This window comes from Microvirga sp. TS319 (genome assembly GCF_041276405.1).
In the GTDB taxonomy this organism is placed as follows: domain Bacteria; phylum Pseudomonadota; class Alphaproteobacteria; order Rhizobiales; family Beijerinckiaceae; genus Microvirga.
The window spans coordinates 1,612,333-1,637,318 of record NZ_JBGGGT010000001.1; the positions used below are offsets into that span (position 1 = coordinate 1,612,333).

At 64.2% G+C, this 24,986-nt stretch carries 22 protein-coding genes; 11 read left to right on the plus strand and 11 right to left on the minus strand.

Annotated elements, in window-relative coordinates:
* Positions 1-23: 23 nt before the first annotated feature.
* Positions 24-1,715, minus strand: coding sequence for a peptide ABC transporter substrate-binding protein (locus tag AB8841_RS07375; protein ID WP_370435141.1), 1,692 nt, complete (start codon positions 1,713-1,715; stop codon positions 24-26).
* Positions 1,716-2,119: 404 nt separating this feature from the next.
* On the opposite strand from AB8841_RS07375, the gene AB8841_RS07380 reads away from it, so the two are divergent.
* The 4 genes from AB8841_RS07380 (at position 2,120) to AB8841_RS07395 (ending at position 6,837) form a co-directional block, all read left to right on the plus strand.
* Positions 2,120-2,743: a helix-turn-helix domain-containing protein gene (locus tag AB8841_RS07380; protein ID WP_370435142.1), complete on the plus strand. Its 624-nt coding sequence runs from the start codon at positions 2,120-2,122 to the stop codon at positions 2,741-2,743.
* 101 nt (positions 2,744-2,844) lie between these two features.
* Entirely contained in the window at positions 2,845-3,189 is a 345-nt protein-coding gene (locus AB8841_RS07385; protein ID WP_370435143.1) for a RidA family protein, read from the plus strand.
* A 93-nt stretch (positions 3,190-3,282) separates the two neighbouring features.
* The gene (locus AB8841_RS07390) at positions 3,283-4,719 is read left to right on the plus strand and encodes an NAD(P)/FAD-dependent oxidoreductase (protein WP_370435144.1); all 1,437 of its coding nucleotides are present in this window, start codon (positions 3,283-3,285) and stop codon (positions 4,717-4,719) included.
* A gap of 291 nt (positions 4,720-5,010) precedes the next feature.
* Positions 5,011-6,837, plus strand: coding sequence for a dipeptide ABC transporter ATP-binding protein (locus tag AB8841_RS07395; RefSeq protein WP_370435145.1), 1,827 nt, complete (start codon positions 5,011-5,013; stop codon positions 6,835-6,837).
* A 16-nt stretch (positions 6,838-6,853) separates the two neighbouring features.
* Here AB8841_RS07395 and AB8841_RS07400 read toward each other — a convergent pair whose 3' ends face one another.
* From AB8841_RS07400 to AB8841_RS07430, 7 genes are all read right to left on the minus strand, one after another.
* Positions 6,854-7,468 carry an alkylhydroperoxidase domain protein gene (locus AB8841_RS07400; RefSeq protein WP_370435146.1) on the minus strand — a complete coding sequence of 205 codons (615 nt, stop codon included), beginning with the start codon at positions 7,466-7,468 and terminating at the stop codon, positions 6,854-6,856.
* Between the two features lie 15 nt (positions 7,469-7,483).
* Positions 7,484-8,143, minus strand: coding sequence for a CMD domain protein (locus AB8841_RS07405; RefSeq protein WP_370435147.1), 660 nt, complete (start codon positions 8,141-8,143; stop codon positions 7,484-7,486).
* Positions 8,144-8,182: 39 nt separating this feature from the next.
* A complete protein-coding gene (locus tag AB8841_RS07410; protein WP_370435148.1) occupies positions 8,183-9,229 on the minus strand; it encodes a putative FMN-dependent luciferase-like monooxygenase in 1,047 nt (348 codons plus the stop codon).
* The gene (locus tag AB8841_RS07415; RefSeq protein ID WP_370435149.1) at positions 9,226-10,917 is read right to left on the minus strand and encodes a dipeptide ABC transporter ATP-binding protein; all 1,692 of its coding nucleotides are present in this window, start codon (positions 10,915-10,917) and stop codon (positions 9,226-9,228) included. Before AB8841_RS07415 ends, AB8841_RS07410 begins: the two co-directional genes overlap by 4 nt.
* Positions 10,914-11,945: an ABC transporter permease gene (locus AB8841_RS07420; protein WP_370435150.1), complete on the minus strand. Its 1,032-nt coding sequence runs from the start codon at positions 11,943-11,945 to the stop codon at positions 10,914-10,916. Before AB8841_RS07420 ends, AB8841_RS07415 begins: the two co-directional genes overlap by 4 nt.
* Positions 11,942-12,886, minus strand: a complete 945-nt coding sequence (locus AB8841_RS07425; RefSeq protein WP_370435151.1) for an ABC transporter permease — start codon at positions 12,884-12,886, stop codon at positions 11,942-11,944. Before AB8841_RS07425 ends, AB8841_RS07420 begins: the two co-directional genes overlap by 4 nt.
* Positions 12,887-13,142: 256 nt before the next feature.
* A complete protein-coding gene (locus AB8841_RS07430) occupies positions 13,143-14,750 on the minus strand; it encodes a TIGR04028 family ABC transporter substrate-binding protein (RefSeq protein ID WP_370435565.1) in 1,608 nt (535 codons plus the stop codon).
* 367 nt (positions 14,751-15,117) lie between these two features.
* Between AB8841_RS07430 and AB8841_RS07435 the strand changes: the two genes are divergently transcribed.
* The 7 genes from AB8841_RS07435 (at position 15,118) to AB8841_RS07465 (ending at position 20,768) form a co-directional block, all read left to right on the plus strand.
* Complete coding sequence (locus AB8841_RS07435) at positions 15,118-15,585, plus strand: Lrp/AsnC family transcriptional regulator (RefSeq protein WP_370435152.1); 468 nt, start codon at positions 15,118-15,120, stop codon at positions 15,583-15,585.
* A 243-nt stretch (positions 15,586-15,828) separates the two neighbouring features.
* Positions 15,829-16,644, plus strand: coding sequence for a diaminopimelate epimerase (gene dapF / locus AB8841_RS07440; protein ID WP_370435566.1), 816 nt, complete (start codon positions 15,829-15,831; stop codon positions 16,642-16,644).
* Positions 16,644-17,399 (plus strand): amino acid ABC transporter ATP-binding protein, encoded by a 756-nt coding sequence (locus AB8841_RS07445; RefSeq protein WP_370435567.1) that lies wholly within the window; start codon positions 16,644-16,646, stop codon positions 17,397-17,399. The genes dapF and AB8841_RS07445 overlap by 1 nt, the downstream gene beginning before the upstream one ends.
* 50 nt (positions 17,400-17,449) lie before the next feature.
* Entirely contained in the window at positions 17,450-18,241 is a 792-nt protein-coding gene (locus AB8841_RS07450; protein WP_370435153.1) for a substrate-binding periplasmic protein, read from the plus strand.
* Between the two features lie 155 nt (positions 18,242-18,396).
* Positions 18,397-19,092 (plus strand): amino acid ABC transporter permease, encoded by a 696-nt coding sequence (locus AB8841_RS07455; RefSeq protein WP_370435154.1) that lies wholly within the window; start codon positions 18,397-18,399, stop codon positions 19,090-19,092.
* A 4-nt stretch (positions 19,093-19,096) separates the two neighbouring features.
* Entirely contained in the window at positions 19,097-19,783 is a 687-nt protein-coding gene (locus tag AB8841_RS07460) for an amino acid ABC transporter permease (protein WP_370435155.1), read from the plus strand.
* Positions 19,784-19,787: 4 nt separating this feature from the next.
* Positions 19,788-20,768 carry a 1-aminocyclopropane-1-carboxylate deaminase/D-cysteine desulfhydrase gene (locus AB8841_RS07465; protein ID WP_370435156.1) on the plus strand — a complete coding sequence of 327 codons (981 nt, stop codon included), beginning with the start codon at positions 19,788-19,790 and terminating at the stop codon, positions 20,766-20,768.
* Positions 20,769-21,027: 259 nt separating this feature from the next.
* Here AB8841_RS07465 and AB8841_RS07470 read toward each other — a convergent pair whose 3' ends face one another.
* From AB8841_RS07470 to fdhF, 3 genes are read right to left on the minus strand one after another with little or no spacing between them, the layout of a single operon-like run.
* Entirely contained in the window at positions 21,028-21,306 is a 279-nt protein-coding gene (locus AB8841_RS07470; protein ID WP_370435157.1) for a formate dehydrogenase subunit delta, read from the minus strand.
* Positions 21,303-22,151 (minus strand): formate dehydrogenase accessory sulfurtransferase FdhD, encoded by an 849-nt coding sequence (gene fdhD, locus AB8841_RS07475; protein ID WP_370435158.1) that lies wholly within the window; start codon positions 22,149-22,151, stop codon positions 21,303-21,305. The genes AB8841_RS07470 and fdhD overlap by 4 nt, the downstream gene beginning before the upstream one ends.
* Complete coding sequence (gene fdhF, locus AB8841_RS07480; RefSeq protein WP_370435159.1) at positions 22,132-24,975, minus strand: formate dehydrogenase subunit alpha; 2,844 nt, start codon at positions 24,973-24,975, stop codon at positions 22,132-22,134. The genes fdhD and fdhF overlap by 20 nt, the downstream gene beginning before the upstream one ends.
* Positions 24,976-24,986: the final 11 nt, after the last annotated feature.

Here is a 24,986-nt window from a genome sequence, read left to right on the forward strand (position 1 = left end):
GCTCCTAACGCGACCAGACGGGATCAGCGGGCCCAGTACCAGCTGCCCAGGTTCCAGGCGTTCTGGCGTTGGTTGATGTTGGGACGGTAGCCGATCAGGCCATCCTTGATGCCTTCGAGAGGCGCATACTGGAACAGCGGCATGATCGGCAGCTCTTCGCGGACGATGTCCTGGACCTTGAAGTAGATCTCCTTTCGCTTCTCCTGATTGAAGGTGACCTGCCCTTCCTTCATCAGTTTGTCCGCCTCGGGGTTGACCCACTGCATGTAGTTTCCGCCGCTCCCGCCCTTGACGGGAATCGCATCGCTAGCAAAGCGCGGCGCAGGATCCGGATCGACGCCGGTGCGGAAAGCCGTCCCGACCAGCAGAGCCTGGAACTGCGAGCGGACGTAGAAATCGCCCCAGATGACCGCACCCGGCATATTGTTGATCTTGATCGAGACGCCGATCTGCTGCCAGTCCTGCATCATGAGCTGCTGGCATTGCTCGCGCAGCGCGTTGCCCGTGGTGGTGGAGAGATCGAACTCGAGGCGCTTTCCGTTCTTTTCGCGAATGCCGCGCCCGCCGCGCTTCCATCCAGCCTCGTCCAGAAGCCGGTTGGCCTTGGCGAGATCGTATTCATGCTTCGGAAGGTTGGGATTGTACGCCCACGACTCGCGAGGCGAGTAGGATTCGGTCGGCTTCGGCACGCCGTAGTAAAGCGCGTCGACGATCGCCTCCTTGTTGATGGCGGCATAGAGCGCCTGACGCACCGCCTTCTCGGCGAAGGCAGGATGCTCGAGGTTCGGCATGATGACCTCGATGTTCCCGCTCGGAGCGACCGCGACCTTCCGGCCCGAAAGCTTCGTGGCCTCTTCGTAATAGTTCGCGGGAATTCCGGAAATCGGAACGAAGTCGACCTGCCCGGTCCTGAACTGTGCGTAGAGCGCGGTCATGTCCGGAATGTACTTGAGGACGACCCCCTCGAGATAAGGCCCTTCGCCGTGATACCGCTCATTGGCGACGAGGGTGATGCTGTCCCCCGGACGGCGCTCGCTCCAGCGGAACGGACCGGTCCCGACCGGGCTGCCGTTGAAGGCGGCCGTGTTCGGGTCGTCCGCCTTGGAGAGAATATGCTTCGGCACGATCTGCGTATTGGCGAGCTGGGCGAGATACGGCGCGAAAGCCCGCTCCATGCGCCAGGAGATCTCGTGCGTTCCCTTGACGACGATATCGCGAACAAGCTCATGCCCCACGCGCGTGCGGCTCTTGAAGCCCGGCGACATGATCAGCTCGAGAGAATACTTGACGTCTTCCGCCGTGAAGGGCGTACCGTCGTGCCAGACGACGCCTTCGCGCAGTTTCACCGTCCATGCGAGGCCGCCCTCGGCAATTCCGCCATTCTCTTCGCTCGGTACGGCGACCGCGAGGTCCGGCACGAGCGTGCCATCGGGATGAGCCATCCAGAGACAGGAGAACAGGCTCGTCCAGACGACCTCGTCGACCTCGACGCCCGGCATCAGGGGATTGAACGACTTCGGCTCCTGCGACAGACCGACGACGACCTGGCCCTTGCGCTCCTTGGGTGGCAGCGGAACAGCGGCTCCCGACTGGGCGCGAGCACCGAACCCGATCGACGCGGCAATTCCGGCGGCGCTCAGGCTGAGAAAATCGCGACGGCGCATCGCCGGAAGAGCCAGCCCCATCCCATCCTTCCACTTCGATCGATCTGACATGCTGTTTCTCCGTTCCCTTGTTGTTGGTTCTGTTGCGAAGCCGGCGCTTCAGCAGATCCCCTGAGGCAGATTACGAGGCAGGACGCGGCGGCCATGACCGCGCCGAAAGCGATAGACGCGTTCGAGCATGAGAGCCCCGTCTCCATGCGTTTGACGTTTCGATTGGAGACAAGGCGCACGCTGCGCCAACCCGACCGCGCAATCAATTCATTATAATGCACGTAACGTCAAGATCATGATGATGATATGCTGAGGCGACTATCGTTCGATATCCCGGTCCAAACCGCTTCCGTAGAGATTCTCGGCTAAATTTCATGGAAAATGATGAAAAATCATTCCAAGCCGATTGCACGGCGTCACGGTTGGAAGTATGGCTCATATTCAATATAATGGATGTACGAACCATGCCCCCGACCGCCAAGCCCACGCCCAATTCGGACCTGGAAGCCGAATTTCCCGACGACCAGTCGCGGGATATCGGGCAAAGGTTGCGCAGCTTGCGCACGGAGAGAAAACTGACGATCGCGGAACTCGCCGCGAAGGCGGGAGTCTCCTCGGGCATCATCAGCCAGATCGAGCGCGGGGCGTCGAGTCCCTCGATCAACACCCTGGTGAAGATTCGCACGGCTCTCGGCGTCAATCTCTGGCAGTTCTTCGAAGATGCGCCGAATCCTTCGGTCGAGAAGCTGCATTTCGTGCGCCGCAAGGACAACCGTCCTCGCATCGTGGCCGGCAAGATGCACCTGACCAAGGAACTGCTTTCTCCGAGCAGCAGCGAAAATCTTCGCTTCATGATTCTGACGCTGCCGCCGGGAGCGGAAAGCGAGGAGATGCTGAGCGGGCCCGGCGACAAGGGCGGCTACGTCATGTCGGGGCGGGTCGAACTGACCGTCGGCGACGAAGTCGCCGAGCTTTCCGAAGGCGACAGCTTTCAGTTCAAGAGCACGCTCCCGCATAAGCTTGAGAACCGCCATGGCGTCGAAGCGAAGGTGATCTGGATCATCAATATCCAGGACAAGCACCTTTGAGGCGCCTGCTCACGGCGTCCTGAATCTCGGCAGGGTTTTTCAAAGAATGTCGCCGCAGGGTCGCGGCTGCATATGTCGATTTCAACTGGAGTAATCATCGAATGATCGAGCGTCACGAAAACACCGGCCGCCTCAGCAAGGCCCTTGTCGCAAACGGTTTCGTCTTTCTGTCCGGTCTCACCGCGAAGGACCGCAGCGGCGGCGTTCGCGAACAAACGGCCGATATCCTCGCGCAGATCGACCATTATCTTGCGCTCGCGGGAACCGACAAGACGCGTCTGGTCACCGGCAATGTCTGGCTGAAGGACATCAGCACGTTCAACGAAATGAACGAAGCCTGGGAAGCCTGGGTCGACCCGAAATGCCCGCCCGCCCGCGCCACCGTCGAGGCCCGCCTCGCGCACGATGCCATTCTGGTCGAGATCCAGGTTCAAGGCCTCGTCTGATCGGGAAAAGCGCGCCCGCAGCATCGGTTGCGGGCGCATTCATTTCTGCTCTGCGGAACACAATTTTTCAACTTCAGTCCAGCAAGGTGTTGCATGTCCACTGATCACCGCGTTCCGAGCGTCAATCCGGGCGATCCCTCTTGGTGGTTCGCGGATGCCATGAAGGCGGAGGGAGGCGCTGCGCCGTCCCCGTCCCTTTCCGGCGAGATCACTGTGGATGTTGCGATCGTCGGTGGCGGCTTCACCGGCTTGTGGACGGCCCTTGCGCTGAAGGAGCGCGCGCCGCATCTTTCGATCGCCCTGATCGAAGCGTCCTTGTGCGGATCGGGCGCAAGCGGCAAGAACGGCGGCAAGGTCCACGGCTATTGGTCTGCTCTCGCGGGCATGGAGGCCAATATCGGAGCCGACGGCGCTCTGGCCGTCGCACGCGCCGGAACACGGGCCCAGGACGCCATCCGGCGCTTCGCGAAGGCTCCGGGCCGCGATGTTTGGTGGCGGGAGGCCGGCAACGTGCGCGTCTCGGCTTCCGCCGGGCAGGACGTGAAGATTTCGAACTATATCGCGACCGCGAAACGGCTCGGCGTTCCGGATACGGTCTACGCCCTCTCGCCGGCCGAGGTTGCCCAGCGCTGCAAGTCGCCGGCATTCCGCGGCGGCATTTTCCTGCCGGAGGGCGCGAATGTTCACCCTGCCCGGCTGGCGCGCGCTCTGCGCAAGGCCGCGATCGAATCCGGCGTTGCGGTCTATGAGAATACGCCGATGACGGGCGTCGACGTGGGGACGCCGAACCGCGTGCGCACGCCGAACGGTCAGATCGTTGCCCGCGAGGTCGTGCTCGCGACGAATATCGAGCTTGCGCGCCGCTCCGACGTGAAGCCTCATGTCACGGTGTTCTCGAGCTTCGCCCTGATGACCGAGCCCGCGCCGCATGCGCTCGACCAAGCCGGATGGCATGGCGACGAAGGGCTCGCCGATATGAGGATGTTCGTCCACTATTTCCGCAAGACGCGCGACGGGCGGGTTCTCATGGGTTCGGGCTCCGGCCCGATCAGCTATAACGGCAGCACCTCGGATCCCGGCCTCACGCAGGACAAGGCCTCGGCCGCCCGCGCCGAGCGGGCCCTTCGCCGATTGCTGCCGACCTTCGCCAATGTTCCCGTGGCGAAGAGCTGGGGCGGCGGCATCGACATCTCCGCCGACCGCCTGCCGTTCTTCCGGACCGTTCCGGGAACGCGCGTCCACTACGGCTGCGGCTATTCCGGCCATGGCGTGAACCCGACCTATATGGGCGGCCAGTGCCTGGCGTCGCTCGTTCTCGGGGTCAAGGACGAATGGTCGACGCTCCCCCTGTGCACGCGCGACGTTCCCTCGCTGCCGCCGGAGCCGTTCCGGACCATCGGCGGGCGCTTCGTGCGCTGGGGGATCATCGGTTCGGAAGAAGCGGACGAGCGTGGTGCCAAGGCGGGCCCGCTGATGCAGGCCGCAGCCGCCATCCCGCGGGTATTCGGCCTGCGCATCGGCACGCGCTAGCGCATCGTGCGAAAAAGTGGACCCGGTTTTTCGCAAGAACGATGCGCTCTTTTCAGGAAGGGAGCATCGAATTGATCCCAAAAGTGGATTCCACTTTTCACGTCCGATGCTCTAGCGCGTCGTCCAGCCTTGCTAGAGCCTTTTCCGCAAAAGTGGATGCCGGTTTTGCGAAGAAAAGGCGTCTTTCTCAAACAACAAATGCCTTTTCCGTGAACCGAAGTTCATGGAAAAGGCTCTAGTCAGCCTTGCCGCCAGCCCTGCCGCGCCGATGACATTGACCGAGAGGACACGATGAGCCAACCGATCCTTTCCGTGAGCAACCTGACCACGGCCTTCCGTGTCGAGGGTGTCTGGAAGCCTGTCGTCCGCAACGTCTCGTTCGATGTCGCGGAAAGGGAAACTCTCGCCGTGGTGGGCGAATCGGGCTCGGGCAAGAGCGTGACCGCGCTCTCGATCATGCAGCTGAATCCACCGAATAACAGCAAGGTCGACGGCAGCATCAAGCTCGCGGGCCGGGAGCTCCTGGCCCTGACGAACGCGGATATGCGCGAGATCAGAGGCAACGAGATCGCCATGATCTTCCAGGAGCCGATGACTTCGCTGAACCCGGTGCTGACCGTCGGCTTCCAGATTGCCGAGGCGCTTATCCTGCACCGCGGCCTCTCGCGGTCGCAGGCCGAGGCCGAGACCATCAGGCTGCTCGAGAAGGTGCGCATTCCCGCGGCGAAATCCCGCTTCCACGACTATCCGCACCGCTTCTCCGGCGGCATGCGTCAGCGCGTGATGATCGCGCTGGCGCTGGCCTGCAAGCCGAAGCTGCTGATCGCGGACGAGCCGACGACCGCTCTGGATGTGACCATTCAGGCGCAGATCCTCGAGCTGATCAAGGATCTGCAGAAGGAAGAGGGCATGGCCGTCCTCTTCATCACGCACGACATGGGCGTCGTGGCGGAAATCGCGGACCGGACCGTCGTGATGTACAACGGCGAATCCGTCGAGAGCGGGAACACCGCCGATATCTTCACGCGGGCGAAGCACACCTATACGCGCTCGCTTCTCTCCGCCGTGCCGAAGCTCGGCTCCATGGAAGGTCAGCGGCGTCCCATGCGCTTTCCGGTCGTGGACAAACTCACCGGAGAGTCGGACGTGCCGGCGGAAACGCCCGATACGGTCGCGGCTGCCGAGCGGCCCGTGCTGGAGGTGTCCAATCTCACCACCCGCTTCGAGATCCGCGCCGGCCTGTTCGGCAGGGTCAAGGGAAGGGTCCACGCGGTCGAGAACGTCTCCTTCAGCCTGCAGCGCGGCGAGACGCTCGCGCTCGTTGGCGAATCCGGCTGCGGCAAATCGACCACGGGCCGCTCGGTCATGCGCCTGCAGCAGCCCATGGGCGGTTCGGTGCTTCTCGACGGCGAGGATCTGCTTCGGTTGGACGCGCGCGCCTTGCGGGAGCGCCGCAAGCGCATTCAGATGATCTTCCAGGACCCGTTCGCGAGCCTCAATCCCCGGATGAATGTCGGCGATGCGATCGCGGCTCCGCTCCTCATCAACGGCCTTGCCGGTCGCTCCAAGGCTCGCGACAAGGTCGCGGAGCTTCTGCATCATGTCGGATTGTCGCCGGACATGGCGAGCCGTTTCCCGCATGAGTTTTCAGGCGGTCAGCGGCAGCGCGTCTGCATCGCGCGCGCCCTTGCCCTTGAGCCCAGCGTCATTGTCGCCGACGAGTCGGTGTCGGCCCTCGACGTCTCCGTCAAGGCTCAGGTCGTCAACCTCATGCTGGACCTGCAGGCCAGGATGAAACTCGCCTATCTCTTCATTTCGCACGACATGGCGGTGGTCGAGCGCGTGAGCCACCGCGTCGCGGTGATGTATCTTGGCGAGATCGTGGAAATCGGTCCGCGCGAGGCGATGTTCGGCAATCCGCAGCATCCTTACACCAAGCGCCTGCTCGAGGCCGTGCCCATCGCCGATCCCGCGCGGCGGCACTCCAAGGGAGCGGTTTCGAATTCCGAGATCCGCAGTCCCGTGCGGCCGGCCGATTACGTGCCTCCGGCCCGGCAGTATCGCGAGGTTTCTCCGGGGCACGCCGTGATGGTCTGGGGCCAGGAATGGGCTTCCTGACCCCACGCTGAAAGGCTCAAGCTGCGGCTTTCGCTGGAAGCGCTGGCTCCCCGAGGGAGAGCATCAGCCGGTTCGCCCAGTTGAAGAAGGCGGCGCCGTTGATGACGTCGACGATCTCGAGATCGTCGAGCCCGGCCCGGCGCAGCGCCTCGATCTGCGTTTCGCCAAACGAGACGGGGGTCGCGGTGAGCGCTACGGACGCCGCCACGATGGCGTTCCAGCGGGTATCGAGATCCGCATCGACGCCCTCCTCCAGAAGGCGCTGGACGTCGTCGCCGCGCTTGGAATATTGCGTGGCGAAACGCGAATGGACGGACGCGCAGTAGATGCAGCCGTTGAAGCGTGAGGTCGCGGTGGCGGCGAGTTCCCGCTCCGCCCGGGGAAGGCCGTTCTGCGTGTTGTAAAAGATGTCCTTGTCGGTTCTGGTTCTGGCCTGAAGAATGTCCGGATCGCGCGCGAGCAGCAGGAAGTAGGGCGATTTGACGCGCGAAGGCTCGACGAGCCCGGCCCAGTGCCTCTCGGTCATCTGGTCGGCGGGAAACGGCTCGAGCCATGGCAGCCAGCCCAGCTCCTCCTGGGTGAAGGCCAGGGGCTCGTGGTTGTCAGGATGCGAAAGGGTCTTGTCGGTCATGGGGTCGATCCTTTGTCAGATGGCGCCGGACGCCAGGAGAGCCGTGAAGACGGGTTGGGCCGTTGCATCGGTGTCGGCCTCCGATGCGGCGAGGGCGCGCAAGCCCACGACCACGCGGATCTGAAACGACAGGAACGCCACGAGCTGCGACAGGGTCACGATGTCGGTCGTCGACCAGTCGGCATCGAGCAGCGCCTGCAGCGCCGCGGCGCTCGCGTCACGCGGATGGAAGACGAGCAGGTGCGCATGCGCCAGGGCCGCGACCAGTCGGGATCCGAGGATCGCCTCGCGATCGGACGCCACGCGATAGTCCGGTCCCTTCCGATCCTCAACGGAAAGCGGCCCCTGCGGATACCGACCATAGGGGCCCTCCGCCGCGCCCCGTGCGACCTCAACGTCGACCACGTCGGCAATGTCGGGACGGCCGAGCGCCCGCAGTTCCGCCGCATAGAAATCGGCGACCGCAGGCTGCCCATGAAAACCCGCCACGAAGGCCGCGATCACACGGCGCTCCAGGCGAGTGACGTTGCCCGGCACGTCGGGCTCGAAAAGCGCGAGGTAGCTTTTCTGCGCATTCTCCCGTGCCTGGGGCCGGTGGGCGCGAAGCTCATCGAAGCGCGAGCCGGGCGCGATGCCGGCAAGACGGTCGATGACGTCCGATGTGACTGTGCTCATGATCTCCACTTTCCGGTTGTTGAGAGTGCGGCGTTGCGTTCAGCGAACGAGGGCGATGCGCTTTTCGGGCGTCTCGACAGGCTTTCGCCAGCCGAGGGCGGGCGCCACTTCGGCGGCGATCAGCTCGATGGAGCGCAGGATGTATTCGTGCGGCGGGTCGACCGAATGCACCTGGAAGACGAGATCCGTCACGCGCGGCAGCGTCGTGTCGCGGCTCAGGCTCTCGATCACGTCCTCCGGCGCGCCCACATGGGTGTCGAGGGCCGCGATGAGATCGGTCAGCGTGTCGCCGGGAATGACATGCCCCTTGGCGGCGAAGTCCCGGGCGACGCGCCGAAGTCCCACTTCGGCAAGGCGCAGCGCGTCCTCCGGCTTGTCCGCGACGAAGAGGGAGCGCGAGGCGACGATGCGCGGCGCCCTGCCCTCGGGCAGCGCTTCCAGGTAGGCGTCGATGATGGGATGCTGGATCTCCGCGAGGGTGGCCTGCGGCGTTTCCTTCGGCCGCGGCTGGGTGCGCGAGAGCATGAGCCCGTCACCCGCCTTGCCGGCGCGCGTTCCGCCCCAAGTCGAGAAGGTCGCCTGCCAGACGCGCTCGTTCAGGTGAGGCGCATCCGGATAAAGCATATCGCCGCCCACGAGAGGTCTGCCGTTCCAGGCGTCGCGCAGGGTGGCCAGCGAGCGCTCGTATATCTCCGAGCGATGCGCGCTGTCCAGCCCGAACGCCGTGAAGGACGAGGGCGTCCCGCCCGTCCCGACCCCGACCTCCAGACGCCCCTGCGACAAAAGATCGAGAACCACCGCGTCCTCCGCAACGCGGATCGGATTTTCGAGCGGCAGCGTTATGATGCCCGTGCCGAGACGGATGCGGGAGGTGCGCGCCGCCGCATGCGCCAGGAACACAAGTGGCGACGGAAGGCCGCCTTCCGCTGCGTGGAAATGATGCTGCGCGACCCAGGCCGAGTCGAAGCCGTGACGCTCCGCATGGACGATCTGCTCCGTTGCGACGCGATAGCGCTCTCCCGCGCCGGCCTGATCGAGAAGACGGGTGAAAAAGCCGAGACGCTTCGGCTGCAAGGACATCGTCATGGGGTTGCTCCGCAGGTAAGGTGAGAGTGACCGTCCCGGACCGTTCGTCCCTGCCCGGGGATCGCAGCGATGAGCTCGCGCGTGTAGGTGCTGCGGGGCCGCAGGAACACGTCCTCGACGCTGCCGCTGTCGACCTGCCGCCCGTTGTGAAGGACGGACACCGTGTCGGAGATCTGGTGGACCACCGCGAGATCGTGGGAGATGAAGAGATAGGTGAGTCCTAGATCCTTCTGGAGCTCGTCGAGAAGTCCAAGGATCTGGGCCTGCACCGTGACGTCGAGAGCGGACACGGCCTCGTCCATGACCAGGATCTGCGGATCGAGCACGAGCGCGCGGGCAATGGCGACACGCTGCCTCTGCCCGCCCGACAGGGCGCGGGGCCTGCGGCTCAGGACCGCCTGGGGAAGCCCGACCCTTTCGAGAAAGTCATGGACCTTCCGGGCACGATCCTCCCTCGGCAGAGGGCTGAAGTTGAGAAGAGGCTCCTCGACGATCTGGAAGACCGTCTGCAGGGGATCGAGCGATGCGAAGGGATTCTGATAGACGAGCTGGATCGTCTTGCGGAACCGCCGGAGCTCCTCACCCCGCAAGGTGGTGACGTCGATTCCGTTGACGAGGATGCGCCCCGAGCTGGGCTTCTGGAAGCCGGCGATGGTGCGCGCGGTCGTCGTCTTGCCCGATCCGGATTCGCCCACGATGGCATGGGTCGTGCCCCTTTGGACCGCGAAGGATATCCGGTCCACTGCCCTGAACGTGTCTTGCCCCCCGGCGGCGGAAAACTCCTGCACGAGGTTCTCGACCACGATGGCGTTCTCGCTCGCGCTCGCGCGCCGCGTCCGGGAGGTCGGCCGAACCTTGCCGAGCGAGGGCGCATCGGCGAGCAGCTTGCGCGTATAGTCGCTGCGCGGGTTGGCCAGAACCTCGGCGGTCGGCCCCTGCTCCTGGACGCGCCCGTTCTTCAAAACGACGAGATGGTCGGCACGGTCGGCGGCCACTCCCAGGTCGTGCGTCACCAGAAGGACCGCCGTTCCGTATTCCGCCCGCAATCCGTCGATGAGATCGAGAATGCGCTTCTGCACCGTCACGTCGAGGGCACTGGTCGGCTCGTCCGCGACGATCAGCGCGGGCCGCAGGGCGACCGCGATGGCGATCAGCACACGCTGACGCATGCCGCCCGACAATTCGTGAGGATACTGACGGACGCGCAGTTCCGGCTGCGGGAGACCGACGCGGGTGAGAAGCTCGATGACCCGCGCCTCGATCTCCTTCGCGCTCCCCTGACGGTGGATCTGCAGCACTTCCGCCACCTGCGACCCAATGGTCCTGACGGGGTTGAGCGAGCTCGTCGGATCCTGCGGGACGAGGCTGATCCCTCTGCCTCGGATGGTAGCGAGCCGCTTCTGTGACCATTCCAGAATATTCGTGCCGTTCAGGCGGATCGCGCCGGATTCCAGACGGGCATTCTCGGCCAGGAGCCCGATCACGGCCTGCGCCGTCGTCGTCTTGCCGGAGCCCGACTCGCCCACGAGCGCCACCACCTCGCCTGGCCTCACCCGAAGCGAGACGTTGTGCACGACCCTGTGGAACTCGCCCCCGGCGCGATAGGCGACGGACAGGTTGCTGATCTCCAGCAGGGGAATATCCGATGCATTGCTGGACGAAGGGGTGAGTTCGAGCGCGCGGGTCATGTCCTGACCTTTCCGAAGGACTGGCTGATGCGGTTTGCGGACAGCACCACGAGGATCACGACGACGCCCGGCGCGGCCGTCAGCCACCAGGCCCGCGCGAGATAGTTGCGCCCCTCGGCGATCAGCAGGCCCCATTCGGGCGTGGGAGGCGGCGCGCCGTAGCCCAGAAAGCCGAGCGTGGAGATGGCGAGGATCGCCGAGCCGAACTGCAGCGCGGCGAGAGCCACGACGGAGGTGAGGGAATTCGGCAAGATATGCCGCAGAAGCACGCGGGCGAAGGTTCCGCCGCTGCCGAAGGCGGCCTCGACATAGTCGCTGGCGCGCACCCGCACCACTTCGGCGCGGGCAAGCCGGGCAAAGCTCGCGATGGAGGTCACCCCCACGGCGATGGCCGCGTGAACGGTGCCGAACCCGAGCAGGATCACGATGCTGAGGGACAGAAGAAGCTGCGGGATCGACAGAAGAACATCGACGCCGCGCATGATGATGGTCTCCACCCTGCCCCGCGCCGAACCGGCAACGAGGCCCAGCGCGGTTCCCACCACGAGGCCTACACCGACCGCCACGATGGCGCCCGCGAGCGAGTTGCCCGCGCCATAGATGATGCGCGCCAGGAGATCGCGACCGATCGCATCGGTGCCGAGCCAGTGCTCGGCGCTGGGGGCGCGCAGCTGCCGGCGCGCCACGCCGACGGTGCCGCTGTGGTTCGTGAACCATTGGGGGACCAGCGCCCACAGGACGACGAGGGCGATGACGAACCAGGACAGCACGAGTCCAGGCTGAATCGTCCTGAGACTAGCGAATCGTGCGGCCCCGGCGGGCCGCGCTAGCGAAAAGTGGCCCCGGTTTCCCGCAGGAACGATGCGCTCATCCAAGACGGGAGCATCGGATTCAATCCCAAGAGTGGAATCCACTTTTGGATCCGATGCTCTAGCGAACCAGCGTCCGGCGAAGAGTGCGGATCTGTCCTGCAGGACGCCCGCATCGGCGCGCGGCAGGCTTCGCCCGGTCGTGTTCATGCCGGTCATGCGACAGCTCCTTGAGTTGTTCTGAGGCGCGGATCGAAGACGGGGTAGAGCAGGTCTACCGTGAGGTTGATGAAAACGAAGGCGAGAGCGGAAAACACGACGAGCGCCTGAAGAACTGCAATGTCCTGGCTGCCGACGGCGCGCTGGGTGAGCCCACCGATCCCGTTGAGGCCGAAGACTGCCTCCGTCACGACTGCGCCGGCCAGAAGCTCGCCGAAGAGGATGCCGCCAATGGTCAGCGTCGGCAGAAGAGCGTTCTTCGCCACATGCCGCCACAGCACCCAGTGATGCGAGGCCCCCTTGGCGCGAGCGACCGCCGCGAACGGTTCGGTCATCACGTCGTCGATGTTGCGCATCAGGATCTGGGCCAGGGGCGCCGAGATCGGAATGGCGAGGGTCAGCACGGGAAGAAGGAGCGCTTCCCAAGGACCGGGGTCGATTACGGGAATGAGCTTGAACTGGAACGAGAAGACCTGGATCAGCAGAATTCCCAGCCAGAACACCGGCGTGGCGACGAAGAGCGACGGAACGGACTGGATGAGGGACCGCAGCCACGAGACGGGAAGCAGCGCCGAGGCGACCGAGATCGAGACCGCCAGCACGACCGCGAGGAGGAAACCGAGCGTTGCCAGCCACAGGGTCGGAGGCAGGTTGGCCAGCAGCAGATCGCTGACGGGAACGCCGGCCTGAATGGAATAGCCGAAATGGCCGGTCAGAAAATTCGCGGCCGTATGAAGATACTGTGCCCAGAAAGGAGCGTCGGCCGCATAGGAGGCGCGGATCTCCGCGATCTGGTCCGGCCCGAGACCCAGCTCAGGATTGAGGAACTTGATGAGAATGGCGTCGCCGGGCAGCGCCTGCAGAAGAACGAACGACACGGTGAAGGCTGACCAGAGAACGAGGGCTGCCTGTCCGACCCTTCCGATCACGTATTGCGGCATGAGAAATCCTGTCTGGGACTCGAGGAGATGTGCCGTGGATCTGCCGGATGCCGACGCAGCATCCGGCGGTCCGGGAATGCTCGATCATCGGACGCGGGAAGTGGAATCCACTTTTGGGCTCAATCCGATGCTCCCTTCTTGGAAAGAGCGCATCGTTCTCGCGAAAACCCGGGGCCACTTTTTCGCACGATGCTCCCTTCCTAGGCGAGCGCATCGTTCTTGCGAAAAACCGGGGCCACTTTCTCGCACGATGCGCTCAGCGCCGGCGCGCAAGCCAGGTGTCGTAGAAGCTGGGACGCCCGACCGCTTCGAAGGAGACACCCTTCACGTAAGGTGCGGCGGCGAAGGCCTGCGGCTCTTCGAAGATCGGAATGGCGTAGGCCTGGTCGACCACGTAATTCTGTACGTCGCCCGCGATGGCGAGGCGCTTCTCACGATCGGGCTCGGAGGCGAGCTGCTCCAGAAGCGTGTTCAGCTTTTCGTCGACGAAGGATTGGACCTTGTCGCTGGTACCGCCCTTCTGCAGCAGCACGTTGCGGTTCGTCGGGTAGTACTGGCTCTTGATCACGTCGGGATCGGCGCGGCCGACCATCGCGGGAGAGACCGGCGCTTTGGCGGGGTCGAGGTTGTTAAGCGTCGTGCTGCCCGAATCCGCCGTCAGCACGTTGAGCTTCACCCCGACCTTTCCCCATTGCTGCGCGACGAGCTGCAGGGTTTCCTTGTTCTGAGGCTGCGGGAGGGATTCATAGGCCGTCAGTTCGAGAGGCTGGCCATCCTTCTGGCGCAGGCCGTTCTGGCCCGCCTTCCAGCCTGCCTCGTCAAGCAGGGCCTTCGCCTTTTCGAGGTCGTAGGACAGTTTCGGCGACAGATCGACATAGCCGAGTGCCGTCCTGGCGATGATCGACGTGGCCTTCGGGTAATGGGCGGAGAAGAGGGTCGAAACGATCTCGTCCGTATCGGTGGCATGCAACAAGGCGCGGCGAACGCGCAGATCCGCCACGAGCGGATTGTCGGGCCGGAACACCACGCTGTTGTTCACGCCGCGCGTGGACGGCGCATGGATCAGGTACCCCTCGTCCTCGACCTGCTTTTCGTCATAGGCCTGGATCTGGCGAATGATGTCGGCCTGCTCTGCGAGAAGAGCGCCGATCCGCACGCTGTCCTCGGACGTGATGATGTACTTGATCGCGTCCAGATAGGCGCGGCCCTGGTGCTCGAGCTTGGCGGGTCCCCAGTTGTAGTCGGGACGCGCCTTGAGCGTGAGTTCGCGGCCCAGCGTTTCGCTGGCCACCACGAAGGGACCGGAGCCGATGATCTTCGTCGCATCGCCCAGAGCCTCGTAGGGCAGCGCGAGGGTTGCGGGTGAGACAAGCCCCGAGCCGATGACGGACGTGCCCTGCAGGAAGCCGGGCGACGACTTCTTGAAGGAAAACTTCACCGTCTGCGGGTCGATGACCTCACTGCGGTCGTAGTTGTTGATCACCTCCGAGACCGGAAGCTTCAGGTCCTTGTTGCCCCGTCCGAAGGTGTCGTAATTCTTCGCGACAGCGGCGGCGTCGAGCGGGGTTCCGTCCGAGAACGTGACGCCCGTGCGGATCTTGAAGGTGTATTCGGTCGCATCGGCATTGACCGTCCAGGATTCTGCGATCCAGGGCTCGATCTCGAGGGTCTTGGGATTCTGATAGGTCAGTTTGTCGGTGATTTGATTGAGAATGCCGCCATTGGGATAGAAGCCGCCTGCGGGCGGGTAGAGGTTCGTATGAGGCTGCTGCTCCAGATAGATGAGCGTTCCACCCTTGACCGGCGTGCCTTCGGTGTCGGCTGCTCTTGCGGAGGCTCCCCACCCGGCGGCACCGGTCAGCAGCGTGGATCCGATCACGGCAAGGCCGAGTTGATTCCTGAAGCGAGATGTGAGCGACACGGTGTTTCCCCTGCACGATGGAATATGGCGCGATGAACAACCGAATTATCGAGCCGGGAAGCCAGGAAAAGCAACGGGAACGTTCTTTTTTTAGAACAAGCCGAACGAGCATTTTCTTCTATCCCGGCGGTCGCCAGGAGACGAAATGTTTCTTTCCCCCGTAAAGCGAGAGGACTCAGCCGTCACGGATCGGACATGGCCGGGCTTGATTGCACTCGAATGTTCGTTATAAAGAACATTAGCACCGAGAGCGGAGGCTCGAAAAGCGAGCCTCCAGGGACATTCCGCCTTGCATTGTCGGAACCGAGCCATGGACGCAACGGACACCAAGATCCTCATGCTGCTGCAGGAGGATGTCAGCATTTCGATCGCGGAGCTCGCCCAGCGGGTGAACCTCTCCCAGACCCCATGCTGGAAGCGCGTGCAGCGACTGGAGGCGACCGGCGTCATCAAAAAGCGCGTCGCGCTCGTCGATCCCGAAAAGGTCGGACTTGGACTGACGGTTTTCGCCTCGGTCGAGATCTCGGATCATTCGGGGGAATGGCTGGAGCGTTTCGCGGGTTTCGTCTCCGCCATGCCCGAAGTCATGGAGCTCTACCGCATGGCCGGAGACGTGGATTACATGCTGCGCGTCGTGGTGCCGGACATGGCGGCCTATGACGGCTTCTACAACAGGCTGATCGAGGCGATCCCACTCAAGAAAGTTACGTCGCGCTTTGCCATGCAGCGGGTGAAATCCACCACCGCCTATGTGCTGCCTCGCGCCGGGCCGAGCTGACCCGGCACGACCCTACGAGAGGGGACGAGATGCGGCCGGGATCCTCGGCCTGACCCGGGTGGGGCAGCCGGAATCGTGAAGCCGACTATAGTCTAAGCTGCAAGGGGAAGCCCTATCTTGACTTGCCCGGGGACAGAAACCAGTGTTCGGCGTTCCGTCGGAGACGGGCCGGCTATCGCCGCTCCTTGTATGTAGTATATTGCCTTGACCGCTTTCCTCCCCAGTGGACGCCCGTTCTTGAAAATGCACGGTCTTGGCAACGATTTCGTCGTCGTCGATGGTCGCAGCGAGCCGTTCCGGCCCTCGCCCGAGGAGATCCGCTGGATCTGCGATCGCCATGTCGGTGTCGGCGGAGACCAGTTGCTGGTGATCGAGCCGGCCGGGATAGTCCACGCCACGGCTCGCATGCGGATCTACAACGTCGATGGTGCCGAAGCTCAGACATGCCTGAACGCGACCCGCTGCGTCGCATGGCTGCTGCTGCGCGAAACCGGCAGCGACGGCCTTGCGCTGGACACCCTAGGGGGCTTGATCGAGGCCGCGCGCGCAGGCGAGAGCGAGGTCTCCCTGCGGCTGTCCGCTCCCCGATGGGACTGGCCCAGCATTCCCCTCGCCTCCGCGGCCGACACCCGCGCGCTCGATCTCGTCTCGGGCCCTCTTGCGCATCCCACGGCGGTGAATGTCGGCAACCCGCACCTCGTCTGCTTCGTCGAAAGCCGCGATGCGATCGACGTGCCGCGCTGGGCTCCCGCGATCCAGAACGACCCGATGCTTCCGGAAGGAGCCAATGTGGGCGTGGCGGAAATGGCCGCCCCGGACTTGATCCGGCTGGTGGTGTGGGAGCGGCCGGGCATCCTGACCCGCGCCTGCGGCAGCGGCGCCTGTGCGGCCGTGCTCGCGGCGCGGCGCCGCGGACTCACCCGCGAGAACCGGGTCACGGTCGATATGCCGGGAGGGCGATTGCGCATCGACATCCACGACGATGAAAGCGTGACCCTCACCGGACCGGCGGCCGTCGCCTTCGCCGGCCGGCTTCCGATCGATTTAAAGGTAGCATGATGTCCGCCCACCCGATTGTCGTCGTTGATCAGGTTTCCAAGACCTTTCGCTCGGCCCATGGGCGCGGCGAACATCGCGCCCTCGACAAGGTGTCCCTGTCCATCGAACCGGGGCAGGTGCTCGTCATCATCGGCCCGTCGGGTTCCGGCAAGAGCACGCTGCTGCGCACCCTGAACGCCCTGGAGAGCTTCGACAGCGGCCGCATCGTCATCGACGGTGTTTCGCTGAGCGACAAGAAGACGGACCTCAACCGTCTGCGGGCCGAGATCGGCATGGTGTTCCAGCACTTCAACCTGTTCCAGCACAAGACGGCTTTGGACAACGTCGTGCTGCCCCAGGTGGTCGTCCGCAAGCGCTCCCGCGAGGAGGCGGTCGCGCGCGCCCGCGACCTGCTGGCGAAGGTCGGCATCGCGGATCGTGCCAGCCACTACCCGAGCCAGCTGTCGGGCGGCCAGCAGCAGCGCGTCGCGATTGCGCGTGCGCTCGCCATGGATCCGAAGATCATGCTGTTCGACGAGGCGACCTCCGCCCTCGACCCGGAAATGGTCGGCGGCATTCTGGACCTTATGCGCAAGCTCGCGGATGACGGCATGACGATGGCGGTTGTCACCCACGAGATGGGCTTTGCCCGCGAGGTCGCGGACCGTATCGTCTTCATGGATGAGGGACGGATTGTTGAAGAAGGAGAGCCCGGCCCCTTCTTCGCCTCGCCGTCCCACGAGAGAACCCGGGCGTTTCTGGACCAAATCCTCTGAGCCGAAGGCTACGGAGGAATACGCCGAACGACTAACAGGAGGGAGACCACATGACGAAACTACGCAATATGATCATGGCTGCCGTAACGGCTTGCCTGGGCTTCGCAAGCGCCGCGCATGCGGACGAGATGGACGAAATCTTGAAGCGCGGTGAGCTGCGCGTCGCCGTTCAGACGCAGGGCGCTCCGGTCAGCTTCGTCGACAAGAACGGAGAGCGCACCGGTCTCGCGGTCGAGCTCGCCAAGATGATGGGGGCAGACCTGGGCGTGAAGGTCACGTTCCAGGACTACGACTGGAAGGGCCTGATTCCGGCGCTTCTGTCCGGCAAGGTCGATATGATCGCCGCCGACATGACCCCGACGCCCCAGCGCGCCGCGCAGCTTCTGTTCTCCCGCCCGATGTTCTACCAGGAAACCGTCGCGGTCGCCCCCAAGGACGCGTCGTACAAGTCCTGGCAGGACCTCAACAAGGACGGCCTCAACATCGGCGCCACCCAGGCCAGCTCCTACGGCGATGCGGTGAAGAAGTTCATGCCCAAGGCGAACCTCAAGGAATTCGCCGGCGGCACGGCGGCCGTGGCCCAGGCTCTCTCGAGCGGCCGTCTCGATGGTGCGGTGTCGGACCTCGGTAACGTCACCAACTTCGTGCGCGAGTTCGGCAACCTGAAGATTCTCGACGGTGTCATCACCCGTGAGCCCCTCGCTTTCGCCACTCAGCCCAATGCCTTCCACCTGAAGCTCTGGCTCGACAACTATGTGGAGCTGATCACGGCCGACCGCCGCCTCGAGAACATGGTGAACTACTGGTGGAACTCCACCGACTGGGAAAAAGACCACAAGTAAGCGGCTCATCTGCGGGCAGCCGGCCTTTGGGCCGGCTGCCCTCCCGCGCACCAATTCCCTAGAGCGTGTTTCGGCGAAGCGGACCGGCTCGTCGAAGCAAGCGACCCAGCAAAGAAGAGAGATGTTTCCCCGCGCGGAAACAACTCAGGACAGTGATGACCTGGCTCCTCGACTACTACAATTATCGCATCGTGGCGCAGTATCTCGGCCGCTTCGCAGAGGGGCTGGGCAACACGCTGACGGCTGCGGGCGTGAGTCTCATCCTGTCGCTTGTGCTCGGAACCCTCGTCGCCCTCACTCTCCTGTCGAGCCGCACGGGTCTTCGCAAGCCCGTCGAGGGCTATGTGGCCTTCATCCGGGCGACACCCCTCCTGGTCCAGATCTATCTCGTCTATTACGGCCTTCCTGCCCTTCTGCCCGTCGCGAAGAGCTGGAACGACATGTATTTCGGGATCGCCGCCCTGACCCTGAACAGCGCTCCCTATATGGGCGAGATCATCCGCGCGGGGATCGAATCCGTCCCTCGCGGCCAGATCGAGGGCGCCAAGGCAGTCGGGATGAATTACGCTCAGCGGATGCGCTACGTGGTTCTTCCGCAAGGCTTCGCCAACACGCTTCCCCCGCTGATCGGCCAGACGGCGGTTCTCATCAAGGACACATCGCTGCTGTCCATCATCACGGTTTTCGAGTTCACGAGCGCCGGCATTCTCCTGAACAGCGAGCGGGTGCGGCCCAACGAAAGCTTCCTCACCATCGCGATGGGTTACCTGCTGATCTATCTCCTGATCCTCCTCCTGTCCCGCGGTGTGAAGCAATGGCTGGCCGGCCCCGCCTGGAACGCGCAGGGCTGATCCGATGTTCGAACGCTACTGGTCCATCACCTTGTCCCTGCTGCCCTTCCTCTGGAAAGGGTTTCTGGAGACGCTCTCCGTCTCTCTCGTGGCCATTGTGGCCGGCTCGCTGATCGGGGCTCTGATCGGCCTCGTGCGCAGCCAGCGCGTGCCCGTCCTCACCGGACTTTTCGGCCTCTACATCCACATCCTGCGCGGAACCCCATTCCTCGTTCAGCTCTATGTCTTCTACTTCGTGCTGCCGAACACCGGGCTTTCCTGGCTCAGCTGGGACTCGCGCACTGCAGCCTTCGTGTCGCTCTCGGTCTATACCTCGAGCTATGTGGCCGAGATTGTGAAGGGTGCCGTCGAGGCCGTGCCGCGCGGCCAGTCGGAGGCGGCAACCGCGCTCGGCATGACCCGCCTTCAGCGCCTCTGGTACGTCGTCATCCCGCAGGCGCTGAAACTGACTGTGCCGCCGATGAGCGGCGTCTACGTGATGATCATCAAGAGCACGGCCATCCTGTCGGTGGTGGGAATCTCGGAACTGACCCGCCAGGGGGAGGTGTCGATCCTGCGTTTCCCGCGGGACGTTCTGTTCATCTATGGCCTCATCGCGTTCATCTACTTCCTGTACTGCTATCCCGTTCTGCGGTTCGCCCGCTGGGCCGAGCGCCGGGTGGGTGCGGCCCGAACGATCGATCTGGATTGACCGGATGCTGAGTTCCTTCCCACGCGTGCCACTCCTTTCCGGTCCGACGCCTCTGGAGCGCATGGCGCGAGCCGGCAGCCACACCGGGCATCCGCAGCTCTGGGTCAAGCGGGACGACTGCATGTCCCTCGCCTTCGGCGGCAACAAGCTGCGCAATCTCGAGTTCTGGCTCGGCCAAGCCTTGGAGCAAAACAGCGACATTCTGGTCATCGCGGGCGCTTCTCCATCCAACCAGATCCGGCTGACGGCTGCGGCTGCGGCCAGGATGGGACTGGAATGCCTGGTGCTCTACGCGGGCCCGGACGTCTCGCCTCCGCACAGCAACCACCTGCTGACGGGAATGATGGGAGCTCAGATCCGTTGCCTCGGCGAGGTCGATGAAGGGATGCGCGCGAGGCTGGCAAGCCAGGCCGTCGCGGATCTCGCCGCTGCTGGGCGTCGCCCCTACCTGGTAGGAGATCCGATCATCGGCGCGCTCGGCTATGTGCGCGCCGCTCGGGAACTTCACGAGCAGGCCGTCGCGGCAGGGCTCGACCTGCGCCACGTCGTGCTCCCGGGCTCCATGGGCGTCACGGAGGCCGGGATGATCCTGGGCGCGGCCATGCTCGGCCTGCCATGGACCTTTCACCTCGTCAGCGTCGAATACGAAGCGCACGATCTCGAAGCACGGATCAGGGGTATCCTTGCCGATCTGTGCCGGTCGCCCGAGTTCGAGCCCACGCACGACATGCTGGATCGCGTGCGCATTCATATGGATCAGTTGGGCGCGGGATACGGCAAGCCGACCGCTGCGTCCATCGAAGCCGGTCATCTCTTCGCGCGCCTTGAGGCTCTCCTTCTCGAGCAGACCTATGTGGCAAAAGCGTTCGCCGGGCTGCTCAGCTGCGTTGCCAGAGGAGATATTCCCGCTCATGAGGCGGCCTGCATCGTCCATACGGGCGGTACGCCAGCCCTGTTCAGTCCGCCATCGCCGCTCTTAGGTTAACGGCCGGAGCGCACTGGCGCATGGCCTGAGCGTCTCGTGGCCCCAACGAGGTCAGGCCTTCATGGCCAAGAAGCCTATCGCCATCGTCAGTCGCACCTTTGCCGGCGAACCGGATCCACGTCGTCGAGAATGGCTCTAGCGCATCGTGCGGCCCCGGTTTTCGCTGACGCGGCCCGCCGGGTCCGCACAATGCGCTCATCTAAGGAATGGAGCATCGGATTGGATCCCAGAAGTGGGTCCACTTTTCACGTCCGATGCTCTAGCCCGCATCGCTTCCAAGCTCTCCGACCTGCTCCGGACCGGCAACCTCCTTGGCTATCGGACTCTTGGCTTCCGGAAACGTCGACACCGCCTTCGCCACGAGCGGATCGACGCTCCGGAGGTCGGTGCGGACGTGCTCGAGAAGCGTGGCCCTCATGGCAGGCGTCCAGAACGCAACCAGATGGTCGTGGATGCCACGGGCGGCCTGATCCTCGGGATAGGACCGGAAGAAGGATGCGATCTGGTTGGCCATGCGGACCAGCTTTTCTGTGCTCATACCAGTACATCCCGCTCGCGAATCCGTTCCAAGCCGTGGAACACTGTGATGCTGTCTCTGCGTGCAATTCCGATGAGCGTGATATCGAGATGGCGCGCGCGCTCGAGCGCCAGCGACGTCGGCGCCGAAATGGCCACCAATGTTCTCGCTCCGAAGATCGCCACCTTTTCGACCAGCTCGAACGAGCAGCGGCTCGTGACGACGACGAAGCCCTTGTCCGGACTCGCGCCGGACCGGCACAGGGCTCCGATGAGCTTGTCGAGCGCATTGTGGCGGCCGACATCCTCTCGCACTTCGACGATCGTTCCGTCGAGAGCGGCCCAGGCCGCCGCATGAACCGCATGCGTGATCCCGTTCAGGTGCTGCATGCTTTCAAGCCGGGTCAGCGCGCGGCGCAATGCGTCAAGTGCGATATCCGGCGCGGTCCCGCGTGAGCGCAAAGCCTGCGGCAGAGCTTTCAAATCGTCGATGCCGCATACTCCGCAACCGGTTCGGCCGGACAAGGCCCGCTTGCGGGCCAAGTGCTCGTGAAGCCGCTCAGGCATCAGGTCAATGACGAGCCGCAATCCTCCGGCATCCGTTTCGACGCGCACGCCGCGGATGTCCTCGGATCGCTGAACCACGCCTTCGGTGATGCTGAAGCCGACGGCGAAATCTTCGAGGTCGGATGGCGTCGTCATCATGACGGCGAACGGGATGCCGCCATAGATCAGATTGACCGGCACCTCGACTGGAACCGCCCGGACCGCCGAAACAGGCTCGCCTCCGGCAAAGATCAGAACCGTGGAGGGCGTCTCCTCCACCTCGGGAATTGGCGGGCTTTGTCTATTCGGCGGCGCTGACATGGGCTTCGATACGCTTGAGAGCTTCGTCCTCTTCGAAGAACCGGGCCTGCCAGTCCGACGGGCGGTTTGTCCGGCGCACCTGCACCGCCGTCACCTTGTATTCCGGGCAGTTGGTGGCCCAATCGGAATAGTCGGTGGTGATCACGTTGGCACCGGTCTTGGCATGATGGAACGTCGTGTAGACTACCCCCGGCTGCATCCGCTCGCTGATCCGGGCCCGCAGGGCGATATCGCCAGAGCGGCTCTCGACCGAAACGAGGTCGCCGTCGAGAATGCCGCGGCTCTCCGCATCGAAGGGATGGATCTCCAGCACGTCCTCTTCATGCCAACGACTATTCTCCGTACGCCGCGTCTGCGCGCCAACATTGTACTGCGACAGGATGCGCCCTGTCGTGAGAATCAGCGGGAAGCGCGGCCCGGTCCGCTCCTCGGTGGCCACGAACTCGGTGATCATGAACTTGCCTTTGCCGCGCACGAACCGGTCCACATGCATCATCGGCGTGCCGAGGGGAGCGGCCTCGTTGCATGGCCACTGGATCGACCCCAGCCGTTCCAGCTTGTCATAGGAAACGCCCGCGAAGCTCGGCGTGAGGCAAGCAATCTCATCCATGACCTCGCCGGGATGCGTGTAGCGCATCGGAAAGCCGAGAGCGTTCGAAAGCGCGATGGTGACTTCCCAATCGGCCAGGCCGCTCAGGGGCGGCATGACCTTGCGCACCCGGTTGATGCGCCGCTCGGCATTGGTGAACGTGCCGTCCTTTTCCAGGAACGAGGAGCCCGGCAGGAAGACATGGGCGTATTTGGCGGTTTCGTTCAGGAAGATGTCCTGAATGACGATGCAGTCCATCGCCTGCAGGCCCGCGGTGACATGCTGCGTGTCCGGATCGGACTGGGCGATGTCCTCACCCTGGATGTAGAGCCCCTTGAAGGAGCCGGCCACGGCCTCGTCGAGCATGTTGGGAATGCGAAGACCGGGATCGCCGTCGAGTTCCACGCCCCAGAAGGCTTCGAACATCTGCCGCGTGGCGTCGTCGGAGACGTGCCGGTAGCCGGAGAATTCATGCGGGAACGAGCCCATGTCGCAGGAGCCCTGGACGTTGTTCTGGCCGCGCAACGGATTGACGCCGGTGCCCGGCTTGCCGATGTTGCCGGTCGCCATGGCGAGATTGGCCATGCCCATCACCATGGTCGAGCCCTGGCTGTGCTCGGTGACGCCGAGCCCGTAATAGATGGCGGCACGGCCACCCGTCGCGTAGAGGCGCGCGGCCGCCCGCACGTCGGCGGCCGGAACCCCGGTCAGGGGCTCCACGGCCTCGGGCGAATGGCGCTCCTCGGCGATGAAGCGCGCCCAGCTCTCGAAGTCGTCGAGATCGCAGCGCTCGCGCACGTAAGCCTCGTCGACCAATCCCTCCGTCACGATCACATGCGCGATGGCGTTGATCATGGCGACGTTGGTGCCGGGCTGCAGGGGCAGGAAATAATCCGCTTCGACATGCGGGGTTCGCACAAGATCGATCCGGCGCGGGTCGATCACGATGAGGCGGGCTCCCGCGCGCAGCCGCTTCTTCATGCGCGATGCGAAGACCGGATGGCCGTCCGTGGGGTTCGCGCCGATGACGACGATGACATCCGCCGCCGCCACGGAGGCAAAGTCCTGGGTGCCCGCGGACGTACCGAGCGTGGTCTTGAGGCCGTAGCCGGTCGGCGAATGGCAGACCCGGGCGCAGGTATCGACGTTATTGTTGCCGAAGCCCGCGCGGACGAGCTTCTGAACCAGGAAGGTCTCCTCGTTGGTGCAGCGCGAGGACGTGATGCCGCCGACGGATCCGCGGCCATATTGCGCCTGGATGCGCTTGAACTCGCTTGCGGCGTAGTCCAGCGCCTCGTTCCACGACACCTCGCGCCACGGATCCGTGATCGCCTGTCGGATCATCGGCTTGGTGATGCGGTCCTTGTGCGTGGCATAACCCCAGGCAAACCGGCCCTTGACGCAGGAGTGGCCCTCGTTGGCCTGGCCGTGCTTGTAGGGCACCATGCGCACGACGGTGCTGCCCTGCATCTCAGCCTTGAAGGAACAGCCGACGCCGCAATAGGCGCAGGTCGTCACCACCGAATGCTCCGGCTGGCCCAGGGCGATGATGCTGTTCTCGTTCAGCGTCGCGGTCGGGCAGGCCTGCACGCAGGCGCCGCAGGAGACACATTCGGATCCGAAGAAGTCCAGGCCGCCGGGCGAGACCCGGGATTCGAAACCGCGGCCCTGGATGGTCAGGGCGAAGGTGCCCTGCACCTCTTCGCAGGCCCGCACGCAGCGCGAGCACACGATGCACTTGGAATCCTCGAAAGTAAAATACGGGTTCGAGGTGTCCGTCGGCGCGTCGAGATGGTTCTCGCCGGCATAGCCATAACGCACCTCGCGCAAGCCCACGGCGCCCGCCATGTCCTGCAACTCGCAGTCGCCGTTGGCGGAACAGGTCAGGCAATCGAGCGGATGATCGGAGATGTAGAGCTCCATCACGCCGCGCCGCAGATCGGCGAGGCGCGGCGTCTGCGTGTGCACCACCATGCCCTCCTCGACCGGCGTCGTGCAGGAGGCGGGCGTTCCACGCCGTCCTTCGATCTCGACGAGGCAGAGGCGGCAGGAGCCGAAGGCTTCAAGGGCATCGGTGGCGCAGAGCTTCGGGATCGCGGTCCCCAGCGTCATGGCGGCGGCCATGACGGAGGTTCCGGCCGGCACGGCAACAGGCATGCCGTCGATGGTCAGCGACACCGTCTCGCCGGCGACGGGAACCGGCGTGCCGTAATCGACGTCCTGGATCAGGGGCATGGGAGAACTCC

What these genes read in the sequence shown, in the direction of transcription:
- AB8841_RS07390 (WP_370435144.1), top strand. Translation starts at nt 3,283, where the DNA reads ATGTCCACTGATCACCGCGTTCCGAGCGTCAATCCGGGCGATCCCTCT.
- AB8841_RS07400 (WP_370435146.1), bottom strand. Translation starts at nt 7,468, where the DNA reads ATGACCGACAAGACCCTTTCGCATCCTGACAACCACGAGCCCCTGGCC.
- fdhF (WP_370435159.1), bottom strand. Translation starts at nt 24,975, where the DNA reads ATGCCCCTGATCCAGGACGTCGATTACGGCACGCCGGTTCCCGTCGCC.
- AB8841_RS07410 (WP_370435148.1), bottom strand. Translation starts at nt 9,229, where the DNA reads ATGACGATGTCCTTGCAGCCGAAGCGTCTCGGCTTTTTCACCCGTCTT.
- fdhD (WP_370435158.1), bottom strand. Translation starts at nt 22,151, where the DNA reads ATGTCAGCGCCGCCGAATAGACAAAGCCCGCCAATTCCCGAGGTGGAG.
- AB8841_RS07470 (WP_370435157.1), bottom strand. Translation starts at nt 21,306, where the DNA reads ATGAGCACAGAAAAGCTGGTCCGCATGGCCAACCAGATCGCATCCTTC.
- AB8841_RS07415 (WP_370435149.1), bottom strand. Translation starts at nt 10,917, where the DNA reads ATGACCCGCGCGCTCGAACTCACCCCTTCGTCCAGCAATGCATCGGAT.
- AB8841_RS07405 (WP_370435147.1), bottom strand. Translation starts at nt 8,143, where the DNA reads ATGAGCACAGTCACATCGGACGTCATCGACCGTCTTGCCGGCATCGCG.
- AB8841_RS07375 (WP_370435141.1), bottom strand. Translation starts at nt 1,715, where the DNA reads ATGTCAGATCGATCGAAGTGGAAGGATGGGATGGGGCTGGCTCTTCCG.
- AB8841_RS07435 (WP_370435152.1), top strand. Translation starts at nt 15,118, where the DNA reads ATGGACGCAACGGACACCAAGATCCTCATGCTGCTGCAGGAGGATGTC.
- AB8841_RS07445 (WP_370435567.1), top strand. Translation starts at nt 16,644, where the DNA reads ATGTCCGCCCACCCGATTGTCGTCGTTGATCAGGTTTCCAAGACCTTT.
- AB8841_RS07385 (WP_370435143.1), top strand. Translation starts at nt 2,845, where the DNA reads ATGATCGAGCGTCACGAAAACACCGGCCGCCTCAGCAAGGCCCTTGTC.
- AB8841_RS07450 (WP_370435153.1), top strand. Translation starts at nt 17,450, where the DNA reads ATGACGAAACTACGCAATATGATCATGGCTGCCGTAACGGCTTGCCTG.
- dapF (WP_370435566.1), top strand. Translation starts at nt 15,829, where the DNA reads ATGCACGGTCTTGGCAACGATTTCGTCGTCGTCGATGGTCGCAGCGAG.
- AB8841_RS07465 (WP_370435156.1), top strand. Translation starts at nt 19,788, where the DNA reads ATGCTGAGTTCCTTCCCACGCGTGCCACTCCTTTCCGGTCCGACGCCT.
- AB8841_RS07395 (WP_370435145.1), top strand. Translation starts at nt 5,011, where the DNA reads ATGAGCCAACCGATCCTTTCCGTGAGCAACCTGACCACGGCCTTCCGT.
- AB8841_RS07380 (WP_370435142.1), top strand. Translation starts at nt 2,120, where the DNA reads ATGCCCCCGACCGCCAAGCCCACGCCCAATTCGGACCTGGAAGCCGAA.
- AB8841_RS07455 (WP_370435154.1), top strand. Translation starts at nt 18,397, where the DNA reads ATGACCTGGCTCCTCGACTACTACAATTATCGCATCGTGGCGCAGTAT.
- AB8841_RS07420 (WP_370435150.1), bottom strand. Translation starts at nt 11,945, where the DNA reads ATGACCGGCATGAACACGACCGGGCGAAGCCTGCCGCGCGCCGATGCG.
- AB8841_RS07460 (WP_370435155.1), top strand. Translation starts at nt 19,097, where the DNA reads ATGTTCGAACGCTACTGGTCCATCACCTTGTCCCTGCTGCCCTTCCTC.
- AB8841_RS07425 (WP_370435151.1), bottom strand. Translation starts at nt 12,886, where the DNA reads ATGCCGCAATACGTGATCGGAAGGGTCGGACAGGCAGCCCTCGTTCTC.